The organism is Streptomyces sp. V4I23, assembly GCF_030817975.1.
In the GTDB taxonomy this organism is placed as follows: domain Bacteria; phylum Actinomycetota; class Actinomycetes; order Streptomycetales; family Streptomycetaceae; genus Streptomyces.
Genome location: NZ_JAUSZW010000004.1, coordinates 5,242,734 through 5,269,143 on the forward strand (window position 1 = coordinate 5,242,734; position 26,410 = coordinate 5,269,143).

General features: G+C 71.7%; 22 protein-coding genes and 1 pseudogene. 9 read left to right on the plus strand and 14 right to left on the minus strand.

The window, feature by feature from the left end; genetic code table 11:
• Window positions 1-93: 93 nt before the first annotated feature.
• Window positions 94-2,685: an aminopeptidase N gene (pepN, locus tag QFZ82_RS26125; protein ID WP_307715480.1), complete on the minus strand. Its 2,592-nt coding sequence runs from the start codon at window positions 2,683-2,685 to the stop codon at window positions 94-96.
• Between the two features lie 135 nt (window positions 2,686-2,820).
• Here pepN and QFZ82_RS26130 point away from each other — a divergent pair, with 135 nt between their 5' ends.
• Window positions 2,821-3,459 (plus strand): DsbA family protein, encoded by a 639-nt coding sequence (locus QFZ82_RS26130; RefSeq protein ID WP_307715481.1) that lies wholly within the window; start codon window positions 2,821-2,823, stop codon window positions 3,457-3,459.
• 125 nt (window positions 3,460-3,584) lie between these two features.
• Here the strand turns inward: QFZ82_RS26130 and QFZ82_RS26135 are convergent, their stop codons facing one another.
• The 9 genes from QFZ82_RS26135 to QFZ82_RS26175 all read right to left on the minus strand — a co-directional run bounded on the left by QFZ82_RS26135 (window position 3,585) and on the right by QFZ82_RS26175 (window position 13,435).
• Window positions 3,585-4,655: a glycerophosphodiester phosphodiesterase family protein gene (locus tag QFZ82_RS26135; RefSeq protein ID WP_307715482.1), complete on the minus strand. Its 1,071-nt coding sequence runs from the start codon at window positions 4,653-4,655 to the stop codon at window positions 3,585-3,587.
• A 108-nt stretch (window positions 4,656-4,763) separates the two neighbouring features.
• Window positions 4,764-6,170 (minus strand): FGGY-family carbohydrate kinase, encoded by a 1,407-nt coding sequence (locus QFZ82_RS26140; RefSeq protein ID WP_307717844.1) that lies wholly within the window; start codon window positions 6,168-6,170, stop codon window positions 4,764-4,766.
• Window positions 6,171-6,201: 31 nt separating this feature from the next.
• Window positions 6,202-7,215 carry a 2-hydroxyacid dehydrogenase gene (locus QFZ82_RS26145; protein WP_307715483.1) on the minus strand — a complete coding sequence of 338 codons (1,014 nt, stop codon included), beginning with the start codon at window positions 7,213-7,215 and terminating at the stop codon, window positions 6,202-6,204.
• Window positions 7,212-8,288 (minus strand): ABC transporter ATP-binding protein, encoded by a 1,077-nt coding sequence (locus QFZ82_RS26150; protein WP_307715484.1) that lies wholly within the window; start codon window positions 8,286-8,288, stop codon window positions 7,212-7,214. Before QFZ82_RS26150 ends, QFZ82_RS26145 begins: the two co-directional genes overlap by 4 nt.
• Window positions 8,289-8,303: 15 nt before the next feature.
• Window positions 8,304-9,095: a DeoR/GlpR family DNA-binding transcription regulator gene (locus QFZ82_RS26155; protein ID WP_307715485.1), complete on the minus strand. Its 792-nt coding sequence runs from the start codon at window positions 9,093-9,095 to the stop codon at window positions 8,304-8,306.
• The gene (locus QFZ82_RS26160; RefSeq protein WP_307715486.1) at window positions 9,092-10,195 is read right to left on the minus strand and encodes an ABC transporter ATP-binding protein; all 1,104 of its coding nucleotides are present in this window, start codon (window positions 10,193-10,195) and stop codon (window positions 9,092-9,094) included. Before QFZ82_RS26160 ends, QFZ82_RS26155 begins: the two co-directional genes overlap by 4 nt.
• Complete coding sequence (locus tag QFZ82_RS26165; RefSeq protein WP_307715487.1) at window positions 10,192-11,058, minus strand: carbohydrate ABC transporter permease; 867 nt, start codon at window positions 11,056-11,058, stop codon at window positions 10,192-10,194. Before QFZ82_RS26165 ends, QFZ82_RS26160 begins: the two co-directional genes overlap by 4 nt.
• Entirely contained in the window at window positions 11,055-12,011 is a 957-nt protein-coding gene (locus tag QFZ82_RS26170) for a carbohydrate ABC transporter permease (RefSeq protein WP_307715488.1), read from the minus strand. The genes QFZ82_RS26165 and QFZ82_RS26170 overlap by 4 nt, the downstream gene beginning before the upstream one ends.
• A 2-nt stretch (window positions 12,012-12,013) precedes the next feature.
• Window positions 12,014-13,435: a sugar ABC transporter substrate-binding protein gene (locus QFZ82_RS26175; RefSeq protein ID WP_307715489.1), complete on the minus strand. Its 1,422-nt coding sequence runs from the start codon at window positions 13,433-13,435 to the stop codon at window positions 12,014-12,016.
• A 171-nt stretch (window positions 13,436-13,606) separates the two neighbouring features.
• Between QFZ82_RS26175 and QFZ82_RS26180 the strand changes: the two genes are divergently transcribed.
• A complete protein-coding gene (locus tag QFZ82_RS26180) occupies window positions 13,607-14,980 on the plus strand; it encodes an FGGY-family carbohydrate kinase (RefSeq protein ID WP_307715490.1) in 1,374 nt (457 codons plus the stop codon).
• Complete coding sequence (locus QFZ82_RS26185; RefSeq protein WP_307715491.1) at window positions 14,977-15,588, plus strand: histidine phosphatase family protein; 612 nt, start codon at window positions 14,977-14,979, stop codon at window positions 15,586-15,588. Before QFZ82_RS26180 ends, QFZ82_RS26185 begins: the two co-directional genes overlap by 4 nt.
• On the opposite strand, the gene QFZ82_RS26190 is transcribed toward QFZ82_RS26185, so the two are convergent.
• On the minus strand, window positions 15,572-17,044 hold the full coding sequence (locus QFZ82_RS26190; protein ID WP_307715492.1) for an amino acid permease: 1,473 nt from the start codon (window positions 17,042-17,044) through the stop codon (window positions 15,572-15,574). The two genes, QFZ82_RS26185 and QFZ82_RS26190, sit on opposite strands and share 17 nt — an antisense overlap.
• 289 nt (window positions 17,045-17,333) lie before the next feature.
• Between QFZ82_RS26190 and QFZ82_RS39820 the strand changes: the two are divergent.
• Window positions 17,334-17,737 (plus strand): annotated as a pseudogene (locus QFZ82_RS39820) (zinc ribbon domain-containing protein); the annotation flags it as partial.
• Between the two features lie 354 nt (window positions 17,738-18,091).
• Window positions 18,092-18,676 (plus strand): biotin transporter BioY, encoded by a 585-nt coding sequence (locus QFZ82_RS26200; RefSeq protein ID WP_307715493.1) that lies wholly within the window; start codon window positions 18,092-18,094, stop codon window positions 18,674-18,676.
• Window positions 18,677-18,802: 126 nt separating this feature from the next.
• Here QFZ82_RS26200 and QFZ82_RS26205 read toward each other — a convergent pair whose 3' ends face one another.
• Complete coding sequence (locus QFZ82_RS26205) at window positions 18,803-20,251, minus strand: amino acid permease (protein WP_307715494.1); 1,449 nt, start codon at window positions 20,249-20,251, stop codon at window positions 18,803-18,805.
• A 169-nt stretch (window positions 20,252-20,420) separates the two neighbouring features.
• On the opposite strand from QFZ82_RS26205, the gene QFZ82_RS26210 reads away from it, so the two are divergent.
• Entirely contained in the window at window positions 20,421-20,915 is a 495-nt protein-coding gene (locus QFZ82_RS26210) for a ribose-5-phosphate isomerase (protein WP_177150839.1), read from the plus strand.
• On the plus strand, window positions 20,915-21,733 hold the full coding sequence (locus QFZ82_RS26215; protein WP_307715495.1) for an Fpg/Nei family DNA glycosylase: 819 nt from the start codon (window positions 20,915-20,917) through the stop codon (window positions 21,731-21,733). The genes QFZ82_RS26210 and QFZ82_RS26215 overlap by 1 nt, the downstream gene beginning before the upstream one ends.
• A 130-nt stretch (window positions 21,734-21,863) precedes the next feature.
• Here QFZ82_RS26215 and QFZ82_RS26220 read toward each other — a convergent pair whose 3' ends face one another.
• Window positions 21,864-23,093 (minus strand): GNAT family N-acetyltransferase, encoded by a 1,230-nt coding sequence (locus tag QFZ82_RS26220; protein ID WP_307715496.1) that lies wholly within the window; start codon window positions 23,091-23,093, stop codon window positions 21,864-21,866.
• Window positions 23,094-23,199: 106 nt separating this feature from the next.
• Here QFZ82_RS26220 and QFZ82_RS26225 point away from each other — a divergent pair, with 106 nt between their 5' ends.
• The gene (locus QFZ82_RS26225) at window positions 23,200-24,345 is read left to right on the plus strand and encodes a PP2C family protein-serine/threonine phosphatase (protein ID WP_307715497.1); all 1,146 of its coding nucleotides are present in this window, start codon (window positions 23,200-23,202) and stop codon (window positions 24,343-24,345) included.
• Window positions 24,346-24,476: 131 nt separating this feature from the next.
• Window positions 24,477-24,938 (plus strand): HD domain-containing protein, encoded by a 462-nt coding sequence (locus QFZ82_RS26230; protein WP_307715498.1) that lies wholly within the window; start codon window positions 24,477-24,479, stop codon window positions 24,936-24,938.
• A gap of 11 nt (window positions 24,939-24,949) precedes the next feature.
• On the opposite strand, the gene QFZ82_RS26235 is transcribed toward QFZ82_RS26230, so the two are convergent.
• On the minus strand, window positions 24,950-26,125 hold the full coding sequence (locus QFZ82_RS26235) for an acyltransferase family protein (RefSeq protein ID WP_307715499.1): 1,176 nt from the start codon (window positions 26,123-26,125) through the stop codon (window positions 24,950-24,952).
• Window positions 26,126-26,410: the final 285 nt, after the last annotated feature.

Genomic DNA, 26,410 nt, shown 5'->3' on the forward strand with positions numbered 1-26,410 from the left:
GCTGCGCGGGCTTGTCCCCTACCCGCCCCTTCCCGAACCGGGGGCTCCGCCCCCGGACCCCGGGAAACGGCCCCGCGCAGCGCCACCCCTCCCCTACGACCCGTCCCGCTCCTGCGCGCGCAGCGCCCTCGCCAGGTCGTCGCGGGCCTCGAGGACCAGTCGGCGCAGCGCCGGCGCCGCCGACTCGTGCGCGGCGAGCCACTCGTCCGTCGCCGCCAGCGTGCCCGGCGAGTCCTGGAGCGACGGGTACAGGCCCCGCACCACGTCCATCCCGATCTGGATCGACCGCTCCGACCAGACCCGCTCGATCGCCTCGAAGTACTTCGGGGCGTACGGCGCCACCAGGTCACGCTGCGAGGGCTGGGCGAAGCCCGCGATCGTCGCCTCCACCAGCGCGTTGGACAGCTTGTCCGACTCCACCACCGCGGCCCACGCCTGGGCCTTCACCGCAGCGGACGGCCGCGCCGCCAGGCAGCGCACCTCGTGCCGCTTGCCCGACGCCGTGTCGTCGCGCGCCAGCTCCGCCGCGATCACGGACTCGTCCGCCCGGCCGTGCGCGGCCAGCGGCCCCAGGAACGCCCAGCGCAGCTCCTGGTCCACGTCCAGGCCGTCGATCTTCTCCGTACCGTCCAGCAGACCGGACAGCAGCCGGAAGTCCTCGTCCCGCGCCGCCACCGACGCGAAGAACCGCGCCCATGTCAGCTGGTGCTCCGTGCCCGGCTCCGCGCGCCGCAGCTCACCCAGCGCGCCCTCGGCCAGCAGCCGGGAGCCCGCCTCGCGCCACGCGGGGGCCGCGTAGTGCACCAGCGCCGCACGGGTCCACGCGTGCAGCATCTGCAGGACGCCGATGTCCGACTCGCGCCCGGCGAACCGCAGCACCAGGTCCACGAAGTCCCGCGCCGGCATCAGCGCGTCACGCGTCATGTTCCACAGCGCCGACCAGGCGAGCGCCCGGGCCAGGGGGTCCTCGATGTCGCCCAGGTGCGCCCGCAGCGTCGCCAGCGAGTCCTCGTCGAAGCGGACCTTGCAGTACGTCAGGTCCTCGTCGTTGACGAGGACCAGCCCTGCCCGCTCCGTGCCCGCCAGTTCGGACACCACCGTGCGCGCCCCGACGACGTCCACCCCGGCGCTCGCGTACCGCACGAGCTTCCCGTTCTCGATCCGGTACAGGCCGACCACCACCCGGTGGGGCCGGAGCGTGTCGCCGTCCTGGGCGATCGCGAGCTCGGTGATCCGGCCGTCCTCGCCGTACGAGACCTCCGGCGTCAGCGAGTCGACCCCGGACGTCTCCAGCCAGGAGCGCGACCACTCCTTCATGTCCCGTCCGGAGGTCTCCTCCAGCACGGACAGCAGGTCGTCGAGGCGGGTGTTCCCGTACGCGTGGCGTTTGAAGTAGCGCCGCGCCCCCTCCAGGAACGCCTCCCGGCCCACGTACGCCACCAGCTGCTTGAGCACCGAGGCACCCTTGGCGTACGTGATGCCGTCGAAGTTGAGCTTGGCGTCCTCCAGGTCACGGATGTCGGCCGTGATCGGGTGGGTCGACGGCAGCTGGTCCGCGCGGTAGGCCCACGCCTTGCGGTTGTTGGCGAAGGTGACCCAGCCGTTGGTGAAGCGGGTCGCCTCCACCATGGAGAACGAGCCCATGAAGTCGGCGAACGACTCCTTGAGCCACAGGTCGTCCCACCAGCGCATGGTGACCAGGTCGCCGAACCACATGTGCGCCATCTCGTGCAGGATCACGTTCGCCCGGCGCTCGTACGACGCCTGCGTCACCTTGCCGCGGAAGACGAACTCCTCGCGGAAGGTCACACAGCCGGGGTTCTCCATGGCGCCCAGGTTGTACTCGGGCACGAACGCCTGGTCGTACTTCCCGAACGGGTACGGGTAGTCGAAGTGGTCGTGGAAGAAGTCGAGGCCCTGCTTGGTGACGAGGAAGATGGCGTCGGCGTCGAAGTGCCTGGCCAGAGCCTTGCGGCACATAGCGCCCAGCGGGATCCGCAGCACCGTGCCGCCCCCGGAGCCTTCGGCCCGGGAGGCGCCCTCGGGGAGCTCCCGCTCGTACACATCCGTCTCGTAGTGGTACGGGCCGGCGACGACCGCCGTGATGTACGTCGAGATCGGCCGCGTCTCGGCGAAGTGCCACACTCCGTCCTCGGCGCGGGCGCCCTCCCCGTTGCTCCACACGGTCCAGCCCTCGGGCGCGGTCACCTCGAAACGGAACGGCGCCTTGAGGTCGGGCTGTTCGAAGTTCGCGAAGACGCGGCGCGCGTCGGCCGGCTCGTACTGCGTGTAGAGGTAGACCTCGCCGTCCTCCGGGTCGACGAAGCGGTGCAGGCCCTCGCCGGTGCGGCTGTAGGCGCACTGCGCGTCCACGACGAGCACGTTCTCGGCGGCCACGGAGTCGAGCGCGATCCGGGAGCCGTCGAAGGCGGCGGCGGGGTCGAGCTCCCGGCCGTTGAGTGTGATGCTGCTCACGGACGGGGCGATCAGGTCCACGAAGGTCGGCGCACCCGGCTCGGCGGCACGGAAGCGGATCGTCGTCACCGAGCGGAACGTGCGCGGCCCGGCCGCCTCCTCGGCGTCCCCGACCGCGGACCGTACGTCGAGGGCGACTTCGTACCCGTCGACGGTCAGCAGCTCGGCCCGGGTGCGGGCCTCGTCGCGGGACAGATTCTCACCGGGCACGGGCACTCCTTCGTGTCTCGTTCGAACAGGAGCGATCCTCCCATGTGCTCCTGGCAGCCGGTACGGGGGAATCCCTCGCGGGCGGGTCGCGTTGCCCCTAGGCAGGCAGGGCGCCGCACCTTCGCGAGGAGTGACATGTCCGACAACGGCAAGACGCCAGTCGACTTCTGGTTCGATCCCCTGTGCCCCTGGGCATGGATGACCTCCCGCTGGATGCTGGAGGTCGAGAAGGTCCGCGACGTCGAGGTCCGCTGGCACGTGATGAGCCTCGCCGTGCTGAACGAGAACAAGCTGGACGAGCTCCCTGAGGAGTACCGGGAGATGCTCGCGACCAAGGCCTGGGGCCCGGTGCGGGTCGTCGTCGCCGCCGCGCAGGAGCACGGCGAGGAGGTGCTCGGCAAGCTGTACACCGCGCTCGGCACCCGCTTCCACAACAAGGGCGAGGGGCCGACCCAGGCGGCGATCCGCGAGGCGCTGGAGGACGTCGGCCTGCCCGTCTCGCTCGCCGAGTACGCCGACAAGGACACGTACGACGCCGAGCTGCGCGCCTCCCACGAAGAGGGGATCAGCAAGGTCGGCCAGGAGGTCGGCACGCCGGTCATCGCGGTCCCGGGCGCCGACGGCGAGCAGATCGCCTTCTTCGGCCCGGTCGTCACTCCCGCCCCCAAGGGCGAGGAGGCTGCGAAGCTGTGGGACGGCACCCTGCTGGTGGCGTCGATCCCGGGCTTCTACGAGATCAAGCGCACCCGCACGCAGGGGCCGATCTTCGACTGAGACCGGACACCGGAGGACGGCCCCCGCGCGTCATTCCCCCAGAGCTTCGCCTGGGAGGGACCTCCACGGGGGCCGTCCTCCTTCCACCTGTCCGGTGAGGGCCGGGCCGTGATCAGCCCCTGGCCCTAGGACCCGGCGGTGAACTCCTCGCGCGCGGCGACCGCGAGGTCCGGGAAGTCGGTGACGACGGCGTCGACGCCGAGCCCGTAGTGCAGGGCGTACTCGGCGAACGCGTCGCCGAAGCCGTTCGGGTCCGTCCCCCGCCGCAGCTGCGCGGGCAGGAACTGGTTCTCCGCGCGGAACGTGTACGCGCCGACGCGCAGCCCGGCCGCGTGCGCGTCCGCCAGCAGCGTCGACGGCGCGACGACGGACGACTTGTCCGGGCCGATCCAGTCGGCGTATCCGGCGATCTCGCGCAGCCCCTCGGGCGTCATCATCTGCGCGTAGGTCTTGTCGTGCCCGAACGGGCCGCCCCGGGTGCCGAGCGCCTGCCACAGCGGGACGCGCAGCTCTGCCTCGGCCACGCGCAGCAGGCTGGACGGTTCGAAGGACTGGACGACGCACTCGCGCCCGTCCAGCCGGTTGCGCCGCACCAGGCGCACCAGCTCCTCCTCCAGCGGCAGCCCGACGGAGCGGAAGTAGCTCGGGTGCTTGGTCTCCGGGAACACGGCGATCGTGCGGCCGTGCTCCTTGGACAGGGCGCGGGCGAGGTCGACGACCTCCTGGAACGTCATGACGGTCTCCCGGCCGTCGAAGACGGTGTTGCGGTTGCGCACCAGCGGCAGCCGCTCGACCGCCCGCAGCGTCTTGAGCTCGGCGAGCGTGAAGTCCTCGGTGAACCAGCCGGTCACCGCGCGCCCGTCGACGGTCTTGGTGGTGCGGCGGTCCGCGAACTCGGGGTGCTGTGCGACGTCCGTCGTCCCCGATATCTCGTTCTCGTGCCGCACCACAAGCACATGGTCCCTGGTCGGTACGAGGTCGGGCTCGATCCAGTCGGCTCCGGCCCGGACGGCCGCGGTGTACGAGGCGGCGGTGTGCTCGGGCCGCCAGCCCGCGGAGCCGCGGTGGCCGATGACGAGCGGGCCCTTCGGCCGCTTCCCCGTCTGCGTCGCAGCGGCGGGCGTGGCGGCGAAGGCGGTGGCGGCGGCCGCCCCGGCGGCGAACAGTACCGAACGGCGTCCTGGAATTGCGGACATACGGATCTCCCTGTGAGAACTGCTCGGGCACGAGTGGGGGGCGCTGTGCACACGCTGGTCACACGAGGTTGCGGCGGGGCGGCGGCGAGATGGCCCCCTGATGGCCGGTCAGGTCCTGCGGGCACGGGCCCGGGCCGCCGCCAGCCGGTCCAGGTGCTCCTCGTACGCCTTGGCGTAGTACGCGGCCCGTTCCGGGTCGGGCGCGACCACGGACGTCGGGGCCGTCCAGGACGCCACGTCCAGCTCCACGCCGTGCCGTGCCGCCGATGCCAGGACCGCGCCCCTGGCGCCCACCTCACCCTCCACGATGCGCAGTTCGCGTCCGAGGGCGTCCGCGAACAGGCGCATCCAGGCGGGGGAGCGGGTGCCGCCGCCGCAGATCGCGAGGGTTCCGGTCAGCCCGGCGGCGTCCAGACAGTGACGGGCGGCGAAGGCGATCCCCTCGCAGGTGGCGCGGATCAGATCGGCCTTCGTCGACTCCAGGCTGACACCGGACAGTTCGGCGCGCAGCCGGGGCTCGACGAAGGGCGCACGTTCACCGGAGGGCGCGAAGTAGGGCAGGACGTGCACCCCGTGCGCGCCGGGCGGGGTGGCGGCCAGCAGGGCGTCCACCTCGGTGTGGCGCACGCCGGTGGTGGCGAGCACCCAGTCGAGGGCGGCCGTGCCCACCATCGCCGGCATGGCGCGCAGGAAGTCGCCGGGCCGGTCGGTCGAGATGTACAGGCCGGCGGGCTCGCCGGCGAGGTCGACGTCGCGGGTGGCGACGAGCGACGCCAGACAGGTGCCGACGATCAGCAGACCGTCGCCGGGCGCGGTGACGCCCGCCCCGAGGGCGCACGCGGGGAGGTCGTAGGGGCCGTTGGCGATGGGGGTCCCGCAGGGCAGGGTGCCGGTGGCGAGGGGGTCGGCGACCGGCGGGAGCAGGCCGCTGCGGTGCGACAGCCCGAGCGCGTCGACGACGTCCGGCGCGTAGCTGCGGGTGTGCGGGTCGAGGAAGGGCATCGACGCGTCCGACACGTCGGTCGCCCGCAGCCCGGTCAGCCGCTGGAAGACCATGTCCTTGCAGTACAGGGCGGTGGCCGCGGCGTCCAGCGACTGCGGCTCGTGCTGCTCCAGCCAGGCCAGCACGGGGCCGGGGCAGCCGGGGAACATGGCGCTGCCCGTGCGCCGGAACACCGACTCGAAGACGCCCGAGGCCAGCCATTCGCCGACCATCTCGTGGGCCCGGCCGTCCATCCAGGAGATGGCGGGCCGCACGGGCCGGCCGCTCTCGTCGACCAGCCACACGCCGTCGCCCTGCCCGGTGAGCCCGACGAGGGCGACCTCCTCGCCCACGGTCCTCAGCGCGCCGAGGACGTCGACGACCGCGTCGTACACCTCGTCCATGTCCTGTTCGACATGGCCGCCGCGGATGTCCAGGGCCACGGGGCGGGACTCGACGGCCAGCGCCGCCCCGCTCGCGTCGAAGGCAGCGGCCTTCACCACGGACGTGCCCACATCGATGCCGATGAACATCGCCATTGCCGCAGCCTCCTCGGCTCGGGTGTCAGGTCAGTGCGTGAGCGAGCGGTTCACCGCGGACGTGGCGCGCCACCTCCGCCGCCGCGATCGCCGCCGCCTTGTGCGCCACGGCCCGGCTCGCTCCGCCCAGATGCGGGGTGAGCACCAGGTTCGGTGTGGTGAGCAGCCGTGATCCCGGCGCGGGCGGCTCCTGTTCGTAGGTGTCCAGCGCGGCCGCGGCGATATGGCCGCGCTCCAGCGCGTCGCACAGCGCCTCCGTGTCGAGGAGGCCGCCGCGGGCCGCGTTCACCAGGACCGAGCCCTGCGGCATCAGCGCCAGTTCCCGGGCGCCGATCAGGTGCCGGGTCTCGGGCGTGAGCCGGGCGTGCAGCGTCACCACGCGCGAGCGGGTGAGCAGCGCGTCCAGCGACGAGGCGCGCATCCCGTGCACGTCGCCGCGCACGTACGGGTCGTACACCTCCACCTCGGCGCCGAACGCGCACAGCACCCGGGCGACGCGGCTGCCCACCGCGCCGTAGCCGACCAGACCGACCGGGGTGTCCTCCAGCTCGGGTCCGCACCGCTCGTACGTGTAGTACGAGGCGTCCCAGCGGCCCTCGCGGGCGAGGGAGTCGTGCGCCTCGGGGATGCGGCGCAGCGCCGAGATCATCAGCCCGATCGTGAACTCGGCCGTGGCCGCCGCGTTGCGGCCCGGTGCGAAGCAGACGCGCACCCCGCGGGCGCGCGCGGCCTCGGCGTTCACGTTCACCGGCCCGCCGCGGCAGACGGCGATCAGACGCAGGGCGGGCGCCGCGGCGAGCACCCGCTCGGTGAACGGCGCCATCTGGGTCACGCAGACCTCGACGCCGTCGAGCGCCTCGATCAGGGCGTCCTCGGCGTCGCTCGCCTCGTCGACCTCGGCCACCTTGCCGAACGGCTCCAGCGGCCAGGGCAGGGCCAGTTCGGTCAGTTCGAAGGGATGGCCCTCGAGGTCGTGGCGCAGCGCCGCCGCGATGAGGGCGTTGCGTACGAACAGGTCACCGGCGGCCAGGATCTTCATCGCAGGGCGTCTCCCGTATCGGCGTCGAAGACATGGGTGAGCTCGGCGTCGGCGGCGACGTGGACGGTCGCGCCGCGTTCCGGGCGCACATCGGGTGCGGTCTGCACGACCAGCGGGCGGTCCACGCCCTCCAGGGCGAGCGTGGCGATCCCCGCCTCCAGGAGCGGTTCATGGGCGCTGACGGTCGCCCGTACGCCGACGTCCGTCAGCCTCAGGTCCTCCGGCCGCACGCCGAGCACCACCCGGCGGCCCGCCGGGAGCGGCCGGGGCAGAGGCACGCGCACGGTGGGGGACAGCCGCAGCAGGCCGCCGTCCTCGACGGTGCCCCGGAGCAGGTTCATCGCGGGCTCGCCCACGAAGTCCGCGACGAAGAGGTTCGCGGGCGCGTCGTAGATCTCGTGCGGGGTGCCGAGCTGCTGGATCACCCCGTCTTTCATCACCGCGATCCGGTCTGCCAACGACAGCGCCTCCTCCTGGTCGTGTGTGACCAGGATCGTGGTGTGCCCCAGATCCCGCTGGATCCGCTTGAGCTCACGGCGCGTCGTGTCGCGCTGGGCCGCGTCCAGGTGGGACAGGGGCTCGTCGAGCAGCAGGACGTCGGGCTCGCGGATGAGGGCCCGGGCGAGCGCGACCCGCTGCTTCTGGCCGCTGGAGAGCCCGGCGGGACGGGCGTCGAGCAGCCCGGAGATCCCGATGCGCTCGGCCATCTCCGCGACCCGCCGCGCGATCTCCGCCCGGCCGGCGCTGCGCCGGGCCGCCAGCCCGAAGGCCAGGTTCTCGGCGACCGTGAGCGGCGGGTAGAGCGCGTAGTTCTCGAAGGCGACACCGATGTTGCGGCGCTGGGCGGGCAGGCCCACCACGGAGGTGCCGTCGACGAGGATGTCGCCGCCCGTCACCTGCTCCAGCCCCGCGATCATCCGCAGTGTCGTGGACTTCCCGCAGCCGGACGGGCCGAGCAGCCCGAGCAGCTCGCCGGACTCCAGCCGCAGATCGATCCCGCGTACCGCCTCCACGGCCGGCCGCCCCCGGGCGGCGTACGTCTTGCGCAGCTCGCGCAGGGCCAGTTCGGTCACCCGCCCACCTCCCGTTCAGTCACCGGCGGCCTCGCAGACCTGGTAGGGGACCTTGTGCTCGTCCAGTTCGCGCAGAGCCTCGGCCGGCGCCCCGTCGTCGACGAGCACCAGGTCGAAACGGGAGAGCGGGGCGAGGCGGTGCAGGGCCACCCGCCCCAGCTTGGAGTGGTCGAGCAGCAGGACGTTGCGCGCCGCCGAGTCGAGCATCGCCCGCTTCACGGACACGATGTGCTGCTCCTGGTGGTACGCGAAGCCCCCGGAGGCCGCCGACGTGGAGGTGAAGCAGATGTCGACCTGGAGCGACTGGACGGCCTCCACGCACGACACGCCCAGGAACGAGGAGTGCAGCGGGTCGTAGTCGCCGCCGAGCGCCATCAGGTGGATGCCGCGCTCGGCCGACAGCAGGGTCAGGGCCTCGAGGAAGTTGGTGACGACCGTCAGCGGGGTGATCGGTGAGAGCCGGCGGGCGATCTCCAGTGTGGAGGTGGAGTCGTCGAGCATGACGGCCATGCCCGGTTCGATCAGGGTCAGCGCGTGGGCCGCGACGGCCGCCTTCTCACGGCGCATGGTCTTGAGCCGGTAGGCGACGTTCGACTCGAACACCCCCGAGGGCTGGGCGGTCACCCCGCCGCGGAACTTGCGCACGATGCCCTGCCTCTCCAGCTCGTCGAGGTCGCGGTGGATGGTCATCAGACTGACGTCGAACCGCTCGGCGAGCTCGGCCGCCGTCCCTTCGCCCTGGGCGAGGACGTACTCGGCTATCGCCGCCTGGCGGAGTGCGGGGCCGCGCTGCGCTGGGGTGCTCATGAGGTGTTTCCTTCGATCCTTCGTCCTGGTCCCTGCGGCCCGTCGGCCTCGAACAGCAGCAGGGTCTCAGGCCGGGCGGTCAGCCGGACAGGATCGTCGGGACGCAAGCAGGCGGCCTCCGCGCGCGGCACGACGAGCGAGACGTGCCGGCTGCCGACGCGGACGGTCACCTCGACGGACCGGCCCAGTGTCTCGGTGACGTAGACGGTCCCGGTCAGCACGCAGCCGGCGCCGCCGCCGAGGGTGAGGTCACGCGGCCGCACGCCGAGCTGCACCGGGGTGCCGGGCGCGGCGGCCACCCGGGGAGCCCGCTCGCCCTCGCCCTCCAGCAGCCGGAACGTGCCGTCCTCGCCCGCGGTCCCCGGCAGCAGGTTGATCCGCGGCCGCCCGAACGACCGTGCCACGAACGTGTCGTACGGCCGGTGCCACAGCTCCTCGCGGGTGCCCGTCTGCACGATCCGCCCGTCCCGGATCACCCCGATCCGGTCGCCCAGCGCGAGCGCCTCCACCGAGTCGTGCGTGACGTACAGCGTGGTCGTGCGGCGGACCGCGCCGATGGCCTTGAGCTCGGCGCGCATCGCCTGGCGCAGCTTGGCGTCCAGGTGGGACAGAGGCTCGTCGAGCAGGAACGCCCGCGCCGGCCGCACCAGCACCCGCCCGAGCGCCACCCGCTGGCGCTGCCCGTTGGACAGTTCGCCCACGGGCCGCTCCAGCAGGGCCTCGATGCCGAGCAGGCCGGCGATCTCACCGATCCGCTCGCGCGCCTTGTGTGCGGGGAGGCGGTGGCGCGGCGAGCGGAGCGGGGAGGCGAGATTGTCATATGCCGAGCGGTGTGGATAGAGGGCGTACGACTCGAAACACATGGCGACGCCCCGGTCGTACGGCTCCACTCCCGTCATGTCCTCGCCGTCGAGTTCGACCGTGCCCGCGGTGGGCTCCTCCAGGCCCGCGATCGTCTTGAGGGTGGTCGTCTTGCCCGCCCCGGACGGCCCGAGCAGACAGAAGAACTCGCCCTCGGCCACCTCCAGTTCGATCCCGTCGAGCGCGGTCGTCCGCCCGAACGTCTTGGTGACGCCCCTCAGCGCGATGGCGGCCGTCATGACTTCACCGCCCCGAAGGACAGACCGCGCACCAGGTACCGCTGGATCGTCAGGGCCAGGAGCAGGGGCGGGACGACGGAGACGAGGGCCGCGGCCGCGGTCAGGTTGTACTTGGGCCGGTCGCCGCCGAGGAACGACAGCGCGCCCACCGTCACGGTCTGCGCGTCGGAGGAGGTGAGGATGAGCGGGAAGACGAAGTTGTTCCAGGCGAAGATGAACGCGAGCAGCGACACGGCCGCGACGCCGGGCTTCACCAGCGGCAGCGCCACCGTGAAGAACGCCTGCTTGCGGGTGTAGCCGTCCAGCAGCGCCGCCTGCTCCAGCTCCGGCGACAGGTCGGAGAAGTACGAGCGCATGATCCACACGATCAGCGGCAGCGTGACGAGCTGGAGCACCCACACCATGCCGAGGTACGTGTCGAAGAGCCCGAGCTGCTGGTAGAGCACGAACAGCGGGATGATCACGGTCAGTTCGGGGGCGAAGCGGAACGACAGCAGCGTGAACATCAGGTTCTCGGAGCCCTTGAAGCGCCAGCGGGCGGCGGCGTAGGCGGCGGGCAGTCCGATCGCCAGCGACAGCAGGACCGCGCCCAGCGACACGACCAGGCTGTTGAGGAAGAACCGTACGAAGGGCACGCCCTGGTCGTCGCCCGCGCCCAGCACCGTGCGGTACGAGTCGAGCGTCGGCGTGAAGGAGAAGTACGTGCTGAACAGCTGCTCGGCCGGCTTCAGCGACAGGATCATCATCCAGGCGACCGGGAACAGCGCGAAGAGGAAGTAGAGGACCAGCGCGCCGTCCGCCGCGACGGCGATCACCCGGCGTTTCACGGTCCCCGGGCCGGTGGTCCCCGGGCCGGTGGTCATCGGGGCACCTCCGCGGCGCGGTTGTTGATACGGCCGAGATAGCGCACGAGCACCATGGCGGCCAGGTAGACCACGGCCCACAGCACGATCGTGTAGCTGATGCCGAACGAGTAGCGCTGGAAGCGGATGGCCTCCAGGTAGGCGCGGATCTGCAGCACCACGGTCGAGTCGCCCGGTCCGCCCTCGGTGAGCGCGTAGATGATGTCGAAGACCTTCAGCGAGTCCATGAACCGGAAGATCACCGCGACCAGGACGTACGGCCACAGCATCGGCAGGGTCAGCTTGCGGAAGGTGAACCACCAGTTCGCCCCGTCCACGGCGGCCGCCTCGAACGGCGAACCCGGCAGCGAGCGCAGTCCCGCGAGGGCCAGGATCGCCACGAACGGCGTGTACACCCAGGCGTCCACGGCGATCGAGGTGAGCAGCGCGCCGGTGGGCGTGTCCGTCCACTGCACGCCGCCGAGCCCGAACGGCTTCAGCAGGTGGTTGACGACGCCCACGGACGGCTGGAGCATCAGCTTCCACATGATCGCCGCGATGACGGGCGCGATCATCAGCGGCAGGATCAGGATCTTCTCCAGGACTCGGCCCACCAGGGTGGAGCGGTGCAGCAGCAGGGCGACGCCGACCCCGAGCACGGTCTCGACGGCCGCGGCCCCCACCGCGTACATCAGGGTGACCCGCGCCGAGTCCCAGAACGCGGGCTGGGTGAAGATCCGCCGGTAGTTCTCCAGGCCCACCACATCGGGCACGGGCTTGCTCGCGGCGAAGTCGAACAGCGTGTAGTACAGGCCCAGTCCGAAGGGGTAGAGGATGCCGCCGGTCAGCAGCAGGGCGGGCACGATCAGCAGATAGGGACGCAGCGAGCGGCGCCAGGGGGGCACGCCGCGCGCCGCTCGCTCCACCTCCTCGCGTGAGGCCGCCCCGTGGTCGGTCTCCGTCTGCGAGGCCACCCTCAGCCCACCTTGGAGGCCAGGTCGCCCGCGAGGCCGTTCAGGACGGACGAGGCGTTCTTGCCGCCGTAGATCTCCTGGAGGGCCGCCGCCCAGCTCGTCGTGGCGTCGAAGAACTGCTCCTGCGGGGTGAACTGGATCTTCGTCTGGTCGACGACGGCCTCGAAGGTGTCGATGAAGCCGGGGATCGCCTTCATCTTGTCCTTGTACGCGGCGTCCTGGCTGACCGACTGCCTCACCGGGTCGATGTGGTTGTACCGCACCGCGCTCTTGAGCAGGTGCTCCTTGCCGGTGGCCCACTGGAGGAACAGCCAGGCGGGCAGCTTGTTCTTCGACTTGGCGTTCATCCCGAGCGACCAGATCCACATGTTGGTGGCCAGTGAGCCGCCGGGGCCCTTGGGGCCGGGGTGGAAGGCGATCTTCCCGGAGGCGGGCGACGCGCCCTCGACCGCCTGGAAGTACGCGGCCGTGTCGGCGTCGAAGAGCATCCCCGCCTTCTTCGCCCCGAGGTCGCTGGAGCACTGGTACCAGGTGTACGAGGTCCAGGACGGCGGGCCGCCCTTCTTCACCATGTCGGCCCAGTCGCGGGTGAAGGCGATCGCCTCGGGCGAGTTCATCGCGGGCTTCACCGTGCCGCCCTCGACGGTGAAGTCCTTGAGACCGTTGCGGGCGTACATCGTCATGAAGCCCGGGTGGATGGTGGCCCAGCTGCGCGAGCCGCGCACCGCGACCCCGTACATCCCGTCGAAGCCGGCGCCCGGCGCCTTGCGCTTGATGGTCCCGGCCAGTTCGCGCAGTTCGTCGAAGGACTCGGCGGGCTTCAGGCCGAGCTTGTCGAACACCTCGGTGTTGTAGGCGACGACGTTCGTCTCCCAGCCCCACGGCAGCGCGTACTGCCCGCCCTGGCCGAGCGGGGCACCGGGCTTCAGCGACCACTGGTCGGCCTGGAGCAGGTTGGGGAAGAAGTCGGCCTGGTCCCATTCGGCGCCGGTGGCGGCCGCGTTGCGCATCCAGGGGCCGAGGTCCTCCAGCCAGCCCGGCGGGCCGTACTGCCACACCATGTAGGCGCCGAGCATGAACACGTCGTACGAGGCGCGGCCGCTGGACAGGTCGACGGTGAGCTTGTCGAAGTAGTTGTCCTCGGGGAAGACGTCGTACTCGACCTTGATGCCGGTCTTCTCGGTGAACGACTTCAGGTCCGCGATCAGCGCGTCCGTGTACGGGTGCTTGTTCAGCAGCGCCTTGACCGTCTTCCCGTCGGCCCGCTTCCAGTCGAAGGAGCCGGTGACGTCGTCGGCCGCCGAGCCCCCGCCCTCCTGCGCCCCGTCGCCGAAGCCCGAGCCGCAGGCGGTGAGCAGCGGGGCCGCGGACGCCGCCGCCGTGAGGGCGAGGAACCGCCGCCGGTCGTATCCGCGCATGTCCATCCCGACCTCCGCTGTGTCCTTGGGGGCTCGCCCCCGGCCCCGCGGGGGGCCACGGTTCTCACACGTTCAGCCGACTGGTTAACAGAGCTTGGAACAGGGCCAGTTGGGCGTCAATCCCTCGCGCGAGGGAAATTCTCGGTGCACAGTGAGAAGTTCACAGAAGGAGCCGGTATGTGGATGGGAATCGATCTCGGCACACAGGGCGCCCGCGCGGTGCTCGCCACCGACGACGGCGACGTCATCGGCAGCGGCTCGGCCCCGCTGACCGGCAGACGCGACGGCGTGCGCCACGAGCAGTCGCCCGAGGACTGGTGGACCGCCGTGTGCGCCGCCGTCCGCCAGGCGCTGCGCGGCCGGCCGGGCCCCCGCGCGCTGGCCGTCTGCTCCACGTCCGGGACCGTGCTGCTCGCCGACGCGGCGGGGGTCCCGCTGACGCCGGCGCTGATGTACGACGACGGCCGCGCGCCGGGACGCGGCCCCGGCCGGGCGCTGTGGCTGCTGAAGGAGTACGGCTGCGGGGGCGGCGCGCGCGTGATGCACCAGGCCGATCTGATCGTCGCCCGGCTGGCCGGGCGCCCGCTGCCCACGGACTCCAGCCACGCGCTCAAGACCGGCTACGACCCCGAGAGCGGCGCCTTCGGCGAACAGAGCCTTCCGGACGGGGTGTTGCCCGACGTGGTGCTGCCCGGCAGCGGCCTCGGCCAGGTGTGCCGGGCGGCGCAGGAGGAGACCGGCATCCCTGAAGGCACCCTGATCGTGGCCGGGATGACCGATGGCTGCGCCGCGCAGATCGCCTCCGGCTCGCTGACCATCGGCTCCTGGAACTCGGTGCTCGGCACCACCCTCGTCCTCAAGGGGGTCGCCGCCGAACCGCTCCACGACCCCGCCGGGGTCGTCTACAACCACCTGTCGGCGGACGGGAGGTGGCTTCCGGGCGGCGCCTCCGGTGTCGGCGGCGGGGCCCTGCGCGCCGCGTTCCCGGGCGCGGACCCGGGGGCCCTCGACCGCCGGGCGCAGCGCTACGACCCGGCCGGGGCGATCGCGTACCCCCTGGCGTCCCGCGGCGAGCGCTTCCCCTTCCTCGCCCCCGACGCCACCGCGTTCCTCCTCGGCACCCCGGCCTCCGACGCCGACCACTGGGCCGCGCTCCTGCAGGGCGTGGGCCTGGCCGAGCGGCTGTGCCTGGACTACCTCGACCATCTCGGCGCCCCGCTGCACGGACCGCTCACCTTCACCGGCGGCGCGGTGCGCAGCGACCACTGGAACCAGCTGCGCGCGGACATCCTCGGCCGCGAGGTCCGCATCCCGCGTGCCGCGGAGCCGGCCCTCGGCATGGCCGTGCTCGCGGCGTACGGAGCGGGCGGCGCGGCCACCCTGAGCGGGGCCGCCGCGCGCATGGTGCGCCTGCGCGGGACGGTACGGCCGCGCCGCGGCGAGCGCTTCACCGAGCCGTACCTGACGATGGTGGGCGAACTGGAGCGGCGCGGCTGGCTCCCGGAGCCGGTCGCCGCGCACGCACGCGCCCGTACGGAGGAGACCCGATGACCGCCACCCTGCTGCTCGCCCGCCACGGGCAGACCGTCTGGCACGAGGAGAACCGCTACGCGGGCGTCAGCGACGTCGCCCTGACCCACGAGGGCCGCCGCCAGGCGGAGGCGCTCGGCTCCTGGGCGAAGGTGCACCCCGTCGACGCGGTCTGGACCTCCACCGTCTCCCGGGCGATCGAGACCGCGGAGCCGGCGTGCCGGGCCCTCGGGCTCGTACCTCGGACCGAACACGCCCTGCGCGAATGCGACTTCGGCGCGGTCGAGGGCCGCACGCTCGCCGAGTTCGCGGCCGCGGACCCGGCCGGCGCCGACGCCTTCCGCGCCGATCCGGTGGCCCACCCGTTCCCGGACGCGGAGGACCCCCGGGCCGCGGCGGCCCGGGGGTCCGAAGCGCTGCGCCGGATCGCCGGCGCGCACGAGGGGGAGCGGGTGCTGGTGGTCGCCCACAACACCCTGCTGCGGCTGGTGCTCTGCGAGCTGCTCGGCATCCCGCTCGCCGACTACCGCAGGGTCTTCCCGCACCTGCGGAACGCGGCGATCAGCGAACTGCGCCTCGCGCCGGACGCCGAGCGGGCCGCGCTGATCAGCCTCAATCTGCCGTGCTGACCTCGGCGGCCCGGTCCTCGGCGCTCTCGGTCCCGGGCGCCGCGACGCCGGCACCGGCGGTCGCGGCACGCGACGCGCGCACCTTCTGGAGCGTGAAGCCGGCCGCGGCGAGCACCAGGGTCAGGATGCCGGTCCCGAGCAGCTGGAGCCGGGTCTCCTCCTGGCGCAGCATCAGCACGAAGACCGCCACCATGCCCAGCAGGGCGATCCAGGTCAGCACCGGGAACAGCCACATCTTCACGACCAGCGTCTCGGGCGCCTCGCGCTCGGTGCGGCGGCGCAGGATCAGCTGGGAGACGGCGATGAAGATCCAGACGACGAGGATGATCGCGCCGATGGTGTTCAGCAGCCACATGAACACGTCGTCCGGCCGCCAGTAGCTCAGCAGCACGCACAGGAAGCCGAAGACCGAGGAGACGAGCACCGCGACGCGCGGCACGCCGCCGAAGAGCCGGCCGAGCGCCTTCGGGCCCTCGCCGCGCGCCACCAGCGAGCAGGCCATGCGGGAGGCGCCGTAGATGTTGGCGTTCATCGCCGAGAGCAGCGCGACCAGCACGACCACGTTCATGATCTGCCCGGCCGCGGGGATGCCGAGGTGGTTCAGGGTCGCGACGTACGGGCCGACCTCGACGACCTTCGGGTCGTTCCACGGCACGAGCGTGACGATGACCGCCATCGACCCGATGTAGAAGAGCGCGATGCGCCACATCGCCGTGCGCACGGCCTTGGCGACACCCTGCACGGGGTGCTCGGACTCGGCGGCGGCGATGGTCACCGTCTCCAGGCCGCCGTAGGCGAAGACGGAGGCGAGCAGACCGACGACGAGCCCCTCGGAGCCGTTCGGCATGAAGCCGCCGTCACCGGTGAGGTTGCCCGTGCCGGGCGCCTCGGTGCCGGGCAGGACACCGGCGATGGCGAGCACGCCGATGCCGAGGAACAGGACGATCGCGCCGACCTTGAGCGCGGCGAACCAGAACTCGAACTCGCCGAAGTTCTTCACGGCGGCCAGGTTCGTGCCGCAGAACACCAGCATGAACAGGGCGACCCAGGCCCACTCCGGGGTGCCCGGCAGCCAGCCTGTCATGATCTTGGCCGCGCCGATCGCCTCCAGGCCCACCGCCACGCAGAGCAGGAACCAGAACGCCCAGCCCGCGGTGAAGCCGGCCCAGGGGCCGATGGCGCGCTCGGCGTGCACGGAGAAGGAGCCGGAGGCCGGGTTGGCCGCCGACATCTCGCCGAGCATGCGCATCACCAGCATGACGAGCAGGCCGGAGAGCGCGTAGGCGATGACGATGGACGGGCCGGCCGCGGCGATGCCGGCACCCGAGCCGACGAACAGCCCGGCGCCGATGACGCCGCCGAGGGCGATCATCGACAGATGGCGTTGTTTGAGCCCGTGCGTGAGGGAGACGTCGGCCTTCTGGTCGACGGGCGCGGGCGCGGAGGTCCGGGACATGGGCGGCCCTGTTCATGAGCTGAGACGGGGGAGCAGCCGACAGTCTGGGTGCATGTCCCCTTACAGGGAACGACTGTCCGCTATACGGTCACGATCTTCACACAAGGTCAACACGCCGACACGCTGCGCCCGGGGGCCTCTGGGTGCGGAGCGGCAGGGAGTCACCTCAGCCATTCGCGTTCTTGATCGCCGCCGGTTCGCTCGATGCAGTGAACGATGGAGAACGTGCGTCGGCCTCTCGTGCAGGTGTGTACGTTCAGTGATCGTGAAGCTGGTGGTGCAGGTCAGGCTGCTGGAACTTACGGGCATCCGCGAGCGGGTACGGCTTCGCAAGCCCCAACGGGCCGCCCTCCACAGCTGGGCGTTCGCCCAGCTCGGAGAGTTCATCGCGTACAAGGCCCGCAGGGCGGGGGTGCCGGTGGTGTATGTCGATCCGGCGTACACCTCCCGCACCTGCGCCGAGTGCGGGTGCATCGACAAGGCGAACCGGGCCTCCCCGGCCCGATTCGCGTGCCGGTCCTGCGGATTCGTTGATCACGCAGATCGGAATGGCTCCCGCAACCTCCGCGCAGAGCGTGGCAGTTGTGGCGACGCGGGGCCCTGTCGACGGCCCCTGCTCCACCCCAGTGGTCCAGAGGTGGAGCTGGACGCAGACGCAGCATCACGGCCAGTGATGCCCGTTGTGCAAGCCCTGTCGCCCAAGCGGCAGTTGACATGACGCTGCTTGAGCCCGTGTTCGAGAGGTTCGGCCTTGGCGGTCAGGGGCGTGGGCGGCGCGTCGTGCATGGCGGGCAGTGCTCTCGTCTCACTCTGTGCGAGTTATGGGGACCCTACAGTCTCTCCGAGCGCCGGCCCGGGACGCAAAACGGGCTGTGTGCCCCGGACCTCAGTGACGAGCGTCACGCGGCGGCATGCATGGCACCGGCTCTTTGTCCACACTCCACCAATGGGTCAACCGCCGCTTTGTGGGCGGCTGCGGGTGATACGGCGATTTCCCTGGGCTACCGTCACCGTGTCCCCCGCTGCCCTCACCCCCGTGGAGCCCCGATGAGCACTGCCGTCGCCCCCGTCCGACCCGGAGCCGTACTGGCCGACCTGCTGCCGGCGTCCCGTGTCCGCGACATCGCCCTCGTCGCCGGCGGCGCCGCCCTCACCGGCGTGGCGGCCCAGATCTCCGTCCCGGTGCCCGGCTCCCCGGTCCCGGTCTCCGGCCAGACCTTCGCCGCCCTGCTCGTCGGCACGGCACTCGGCGCCCGCCGCGGCTTCCTCGCCCTCGGCCTCTACGCGGTGGCCGGCGTGGCCGGCATGCCGTGGTTCGCGCAGGGCGCCTCCGGCTACGCGATGCCGTCCTTCGGCTACATCCTCGGCATGCTGCTGGCCGCGACCGTCGTGGGCGGCCTCGCGCGCCGCGGCGCCGACCGGACCGTGCTGCGCACGGCGGGCGCGATGGCCGCCGGCTCCGCGATCATCTACGCGGTCGGCGTCCCGTACCTGGCGCTGGCCACCGGCATGTCCTTCGGCGAGGCGGTCGCCGCGGGCCTGGTCCCGTTCCTGATCGGCGACGCGCTCAAGGCGGCCCTCGCGATGGGCGCGCTGCCCACCGCCTGGAAGCTGATCGGCCGCCGGGGCTGAGTCCGCCCGTACGAACGCCGCAGCCCCGGTCCTCCCCCTACGGCCTGGCGGCCGTGGGTGGGGGTCCCCCCGGCGAAGCCAGGGGGAGTGCCCCCATCGCGACCGGGGCTGCGGCGTTGTGGCGTGTCAGCCGGAGACGGAAGCGGCGGCCGCCTTGCGCTTGCGCACGACGTCGAGCACCACGCCGATGGACACGACGATCGCGGCGACGAGCACCGACAGGAGCGCGACCTCACGATTGGCGTCGTCGTAGAGCATGTAGCCCAGCACGAACACGATCATCGCGGCGGTCGCCCAGGTCAGGTACGGGAAGAGCCACATCTTCACCGTCACCTTCTCGGGCGCCTCGCGCAGCAGGATCCCGCGCATGCGCAGCTGCGTGAAGCAGATGACCAGCCAGACGAACAGGGCCACGGCGCCCGAGGAGTTGAGCAGGAAGAGGAAGACCGTGTCCTTCCACATGTAGTTGAAGAAGACGGCGACGAAGCCGAAGACGACGGAACCGAGGATCGCGGCGGTCGGCACGCCCTTCGCGTTGACCTTGGCGAAGGCCTTCGGCGCGTCACCGCGCTCGCCCAGCGAGAAGGCCATGCGGGAGGCGGTGTACAGGCCGGAGTTGAGACAGGAGAGCACGGCCGTCAGGACGATGACGTTCATGATCTGGCCCGCGGCCGGGATGCCGATCGAGTCCAGCGCGGCGACGTACGAGCCCTTCTCCGTGATCGACTTGTCGTTCCACGGCAGCAGTGTCAGGACGACGAAGATCGAGCCCAGGTAGAAGACCGCGATCCGCCAGATCACGCTGTTGGTGGCCTTGGTGACCGCGCGCCGGGGGTCCTCCGACTCGCCGGCGGCCAGCGTGACGATCTCGCTGCCCATGAAGGAGAAGACCACCATCAGCACACCGGTGAGGATGGCGCCCGCGCCGTTGGGCAGGAAGCCGCCGGCGTCGGTCAGGTGCGCGAAGCCGGCGCCCGGGTTGTCGGAGCCCGGCAGCACGCCGAAGACGGCCAGCAGGCCGATGACGACGAAGGCGCCGATGGCGACGACCTTGATGCCGGCGAACCAGAACTCGAACTCGCCGTAGGAGGCCACCGAGGCCAGGTTGGTGGCGGTCAGCACGACCATGACGATCAGCGCCCAGGCCCACTGGGGAACGGCCGGTATCCAGCTCTCCAGGATCACGGCGCCCGCCGTGGCCTCCACGGCGAGGACCACCACCCAGAAGAACCAGTACAGCCAGCCGATCGAGAACCCGGCCCAGCGGCCGAGCGCCCGGTCCGCGTACGCCGAGAAGGACCCGGAGTTCGGGCTGGCGGCGGCCATCTCTCCCAGCATCCGCATCACGAAGACGACCAGCAGGCCGACGAGCGCGTACGACACGAGGATGGCGGGCCCCGCGGCCGCGATACCGGAAGCGGAGCCGACGAACAGGCCGGCTCCGATGACTCCACCAATGGCGATCATGGACAGGTGGCGGTTCTTGAGACCGGCCTTGAGACCGTCGGAGGAAGGCGGCTGCCCTGGGGTGAGGGACTCGCCGCCTTCCTTTGTGAGGGTCGTCTGCGACGTCATACGCGGATCCTTATGTTTTGGTGCCGCTCGGGTTACGAACCTCGGAATTGAAACCCAGTACCCCGCAGTACGGAAGAGCCGATTCCGATTCGTTGCTTTCGTCACGTGGCCCAAGCCCGAGCCGGGCCCCGGGCCGGTGTGCGCCTGCCCCGCATGCCACACTCGAACCATGCGCGTGTACCTCGGCTCCGACCATGCCGGCTTCGAACTCAAGAACCACCTCGTCGAGTGGCTCAAGGCCCACGGCCACGAGCCCGTGGACTGCGGGCCCCACATCTACGACGCCCAGGACGACTACCCGCCGTTCTGTCTGCGTGCCGCCGAGAGGACGGCAGCGGACGAGGGCAGCCTCGGCATCGTGATCGGCGGCTCCGGCAACGGCGAGCAGATCGCCGCCAACAAGGTCAAGGGCGTCCGTGCGGCCCTCGCCTGGAGCGAGCAGACCGCCGCGCTCGGCCGCGAGCACAACAACGCCAACGTCGTCGCCATCGGCGGCCGCATGCACTCCCTGGAGGAGTCGACGAAGTTCGTCGAGATCTTCCTGAACACCCCGTACTCGGGTGAGGAGCGTCACACGCGCCGCATCGAGATGCTCTCCGCGTACGAGACCACCGGCGAGCTCCCCCCGATCCCGGCGCACCACCCGCAGGAGCCGACCGCCTGATGCCCGAAGGGCACACCATCCACAGACTGGCCGCCGACCACTTCGAGAGGTTCGGCGGCCGGTCCGTGCGCGCCACCAGCCCCCAGGGCAAGTTCTCCGACTCGGCCGCCCTCGTGGACGGTCAGGTCCTCGAGACCACCGAGGCCCACGGCAAGCACCTCTTCCTCGGTTTCGGCCCGCTCGGCTGGGTCCACATCCACCTCGGCCTGTTCGGCAAGGTGCACTTCGGGGACACAGCCGGCGCCCCCGCGCCGCCGCCCACCGACACAGTGCGGCTGCGCCTCGCGAACCAGGACGCGTACGTCGATCTGCGCGGCCCGACCGCCTGCGCGCTGCTCACCGACGGGGAGAAGCAGGCGATCCACGACCGCCTCGGCCCCGATCCCCTGCGCCCGGACGACGGGCCGGAGAGGGCCTGGGCCCGGATCTCCCGCTCCCGGACGACGATCGCCGCCCTGCTCATGGACCAGAAGATCGTCGCGGGCGTCGGCAACGTCTACCGTGCCGAGGTCCTGTTCCGCCACGGCATCGACCCGTACCGCGCGGGCAGGGACCTCACCCGGCGAGAATGGGACGCGATCTGGGACGACCTGGTGGCCCTGATGCGTGAGGGCGTGCGGAACAACCGCATCGACACGGTCCGTCCCGAGCACACCCCCGAGGCGATGGGCCGCCCGCCGCGCGTCGACGACCACGGCGGCGAGGTCTACGTGTACCGCCGGGCGAACCTGCCGTGCCACATCTGTGGCGGCGAGATCCGCACCGCCGGTCTCGCCGCCCGCAATCTCTTCTGGTGCCCGTCCTGCCAGGGCAACTGAAGCCCCGCCGAAGGCACATCCAGCCCCGTCGGCGTTCAGCCCTCGGTTACGGGAAGGGGCGGGTGGGGAACGGCCCCCGCGCAGCGGCCCGCGCCCGCCCGGCCCCGCCCCGCCCCGACGCTCCCGCCCGCTAGAACCCGTGCGGCAGCCACGGCGCGACGTCGGAGCCGAACGCCGACGACGCCTGAGCCAGCGCCCCCTCCCGCAGCTCCCGCACCCGCCCGGCTCCCGCGAGCGACGACAGCGACACGCCGCCCAGGTACGCCGCGCCCAACTCCCGCACCGACAGCGACAGTTCGGCGGCGTCCTCGGTCCGCTCGCAGGACGCGCCCTTCGCGTCGCCCGACAGCCGCCAACGGCCGCTGTTCCAGGGGCAGAAGGCGTCCTCGACGTCGAGCACCACATCGACCGGCGCCGCGTACGTACGTGCCTCCAGCGCGGCGCCCACGTCCACCAGCCGCACATGCAGCGAGTCCCGCAGCCGCACGTTGCACCGCCGGATGTCCGAGACCAGGTGCAGCAGCGGGTCGTCCACCGGCCGGTTGCGGGCCTGCACGGTCGAGGTCAGGTCGATCTCGCACAGGAACCGCCACAGCGCCGCGTACGCCGCCGGGTCCAGCGCGTCGATGTGGCGCACGGAGACCGAACCCTCCGGGCCCGCCGGCGACCACTGCGGCTTGTTGTGGAAGCGGACGTACCCCACGACCTCGCCGTCCCGCTCGGCGAGGACGCACTGCATCGCCGACGCCCCCTCGCGTTCGCCGGGCGGATCGAGCAGCGGCAGGCCCTCCCAGCCCGGGGTGCGGGCGAGCATGCCCGGCCGTGAGCCGATGGTGCGCACATAGACGCGTTCGCAGGCCTCCGCGCCCTCCTCGACCGTCACGAAGCGCAGGCGTACGTCATCCGCGCCCGGGGGCACGGCGATCCGCACCCGCGAGGAGTCGACCTCCACGGACATCTGGTGGGTGGCCGTGCCGTACCCGAAGCGTCCGTAGATGGCGGGCTCGGAGGCGGTGAGGACGGCGAGCGGCTCGCCCAGGGCACGCACGTCGTCGAGCTGACGGCGCATCATCGAGGTGAGGACGCCGCGCCGCCGGTGCGTCGCCGCGACGCTCACCATCGTCACGCCCGCCGCGGGCGCCATCGCGCCGCCGGGAACCGAGACCTGGAACGTGAACGCGCCCGCCGTACCGACGCATTCGTCGCCGTCCCAGGCGGCGAGCGACCGGTCGATCTCGGTCAGCGACTCGAACAGCTTGCGCTCCTGCTGGGAGTCGGGGACACCGCCGAAGGCGCGTTCCAGCTTCCCGTACCACTGGTCCCACTCGGACCGCTGCAACACCCGCAGTTGAGTCGTCATATGCCATGCCTACCAGCCGCGAGCGAGCCGTCGCGACCCGATTTCGAACGCAATGTCGCGGGGTCCCCCTGCACGCCGGGCGGGCGGGTGGATAGGGTCCTGCGCAATGGCCCGCGGCGCAGCAGCAGACTCGTTCACGGCCCGGCAGCGGAAAGCCGTGTACCGGGTCCGTACCGCCATGCGCCGGTCCGCCGTCGACTACTTCCGCGGGGGCGGCTCCGACCGGCTCGCGCTCGCCGGCCTGCTGCTGACGATCCCGGCCATCACCTGGGGCACGATCGTCTCCGCGGTGTGGTTCTCGCCGACCGCCCTGGTGCTGCCGATCGTCGCCGGCGGCCTCCTGCTGCGGCCCGCCAGCCTCCTTTGCCTGTACGCGGTGGCGGCGGCCGCGCTGATCGTGGAGTCCATAGCGCTCGGGCCGTACGCCGAGGGTCCGGCGAGGGTCACTCCCGGCACGGTCCTGGTCGTGGCCGCGTGCGGCTTCTTCGGACTGCTCATCGCGCAGTTCCGGGCCCGGGTCGGCGTGCCGTGGCGGCGTGGCGGCACCATGCTCTTCGACCTGCGCGAACGCATCCGGGTCCAGAGCGCCCTGCCCCGGCTGCCGCAGGGCTGGCACCGCGAGATGGCCCTGCGCCCGGCCGGGGGCCAGTCCTTCTCCGGCGACTTCGTGGTCGCGGCCCGTACGAACGGCGGCCGCACGCTGGAGGTCGTCCTGACCGACGTCTCCGGCAAGGGCATGGACGCCGCGTCCAGGGCGCTGCTGCTGTCCGGCGCGTTCGGCGGACTGCTCGGCTCGCTGCCGCCGCACGGCTTCCTGCCCGCGGCCAACGGCTACCTGCTGCGCCAGGACTGGGACGAGGGCTTCGCCACCTCGATCCATCTGGTCCTCGACCTGGACTCCGGCGACTACGAGCTGCTGTCCGCGGGCCATCTGCCCGCGCTCCAGCTGAACGCGGGCACCGGCCGCTGGGAGGAGAAGGCCGCCGAGGGCCCGCTCCTCGGGGTCTACGACGGGGCGCAGTTCGACCCGGTCAAGGGCACCCTGCGTCCCGGCGACGTACTGATGCTGTTCACCGACGGCCTGGTGGAGGCTTCGGGCCGCGACATCAGCGAGGGCATCGACCGCCTGACCGGCGAGGCCGACCGCTATGTCGCCCCCGGTTTCGAGGGCGCGGCCTGGCACCTGATCGAGGCGGTCGCCAAGGACGTCAACGACGACCGGGCGCTGCTCCTGCTGTGCCGCCGGCCGTGAGCGCCGGACCCGCCGCCCCTGCCGCCCGGCAGGAAGCGGGCCGGCCAGGGGGAACGTCCCGCCGCGGGCGGAGCGAGGACGGCGAGGAGATTGCCGAGGTGCGACGGTCCCAGGAGCCGTAGAGTCGAGCCATGCCGCAGCAGAATCTGAGCCTGGCCGAGATCGAGGCCGTCGCCCGCGAGGCCCACGCCGGCCAGACCGACAAGGCCGGGCGCCCGTACGCCGAGCACATCGCCGCCGTGGCGGAGGGCGTACGCGTACGGGGCGGGAGCGACGAACAGGTCGCCGCGGGCTGGCTGCACGACGCGGTCGAGGACGACGTCCTGAGCCGCGAGTGGCTGGAGGGCGCGGCGCTGCCGCAGCCCGTGAAAGACATGGTCCTCGCCCTCACCAAGGGTGAGGACGAGGACCTGGAGTCCTACACGCGGCGCATCCTCGCCACGCCCGGCGCGCTCCTGATCAAGGAGGCCGACCTGGCGCACAACTCCGATCCTGCGCGCCTCGCCCTGCTGGACGAGGAGACACGCGACAGGCTGACCGAGAAGTACGCGAAGACGCGGCGCCTGCTGGGCATCGAGGACGCCGGCGACTAGGTCAGGTCACGTCAGCGGCGCGCGCCGAGTTCGGTGGCGTCCGTGCGGAACGCCCATCGCATCTCGGGCTCGGTGACGGGCCGCAGGGCCCGCCGGACCGGCGGCGTGCACAGCAGCGTGACGGCGCCCGCCGCGAACAGCGAGACGAAGACCAGGCCGAGCGGGCTGCCGAGCCAGGAGTTCTCCTCGAAGACGCCGAAGTAGTCGCCGCCCTTGACCAGGAAGCCGTGCAGCAGATAGCCGCAGATGGTCCCGGCGCCCAGCGCCGTCATCCAGCTCCTGCGGCCGGGCACCCAGGCGAGGAAGGCGGCCGACAGGACCAGCGCGCACACGAACAGGCCGAGGAAGACCACGACTCCCGACCACCACGGCGCGCCGAGCTCCTGCACACTGCTGGACCGGTAGAACCAGTTGAGCCTCATCCGCGGCGCGGCCCAGTACGCGAACAGCGCCGTGCCCGCGAGCAGCGGCAGCGTCAGCAGGCGCACCTCGCGCCGCCGCACCAGTTGGAAGTGCTCCGGCCGCAGGCACAGGCCGAGCACGAAGAACGGCAGGAACTGCAGCACGCGCTGGAGGTTGAGGTCCGCCCCGATGTCGGGCGTGAGTGCCGCGAGCGTGGCGATCCCCAGCGCGATGGGCAGCGGCCGGCGCACGATCCGCCACAGCGGCGTGGTCAGCCGCCAGATGAACAGCGCGGCCAGGAACCAGGTCAGGTAGAAGGGGTCGAGCAGGCTGACCGGATGCCCGGGGTCGTCGTTGGCGTACCGGGCGAACAGGGAGTACGCCACCTCGAAGACGACGTACGGCAGCGCGATCCCGGTCAGCAGCCTGCGCAGCTGGTGGGGCTTGCCCCGGTAGCTGCGCGAGAAGTAGCCGGAGACGATGATGAACGCCGGCATGTGGAACGTGTAGATGATCATGTACAGCGCCCGCGCGGCCCGGCTGCCGTCCATCACCGGCTCCCAGGCGTGCGCCACGGCCACCAGCACGATCGCCAGGTACTTCGCGTTGTCGAAGTACGCGTCGCGGCCGGCGGGCTTCTTGGGCTCCGGGGCCGGTCCTGGGGCGGACTTCCGGCCGGTCGCCGCGGGGGCGGCAGCGGTCGCCGTCCGCGTGGCAGGGGTGGGTCCCGACTCCGGAGCCTCGGGGAGCGGAGCCCTCTGATATCCGTGCGCAGCGTGGAACATTCAAGGCACCTTAGCCGCGCGGATTCGATTTCGTAAAACACCGGGGGGTGCGGTCCATTCGAATCTGAAACCGCCACCAACCGCCCGCTATGCCCCAATTAATCCCCCTTAAATAGGGCATATCGCGGCACCGGGAAGGTGACATGAATTACGTCGCCGACGGCCTTCGAATTTCGTGTGACCAAGATGTGGGGACATGGAAACGATCACGTCGTATTCCTTCTCCTATTTCACTCCGCCGGCCTAGCGGCCCCGCCGCGCCGCCTCGCCGGGCCGGGCGGGGGC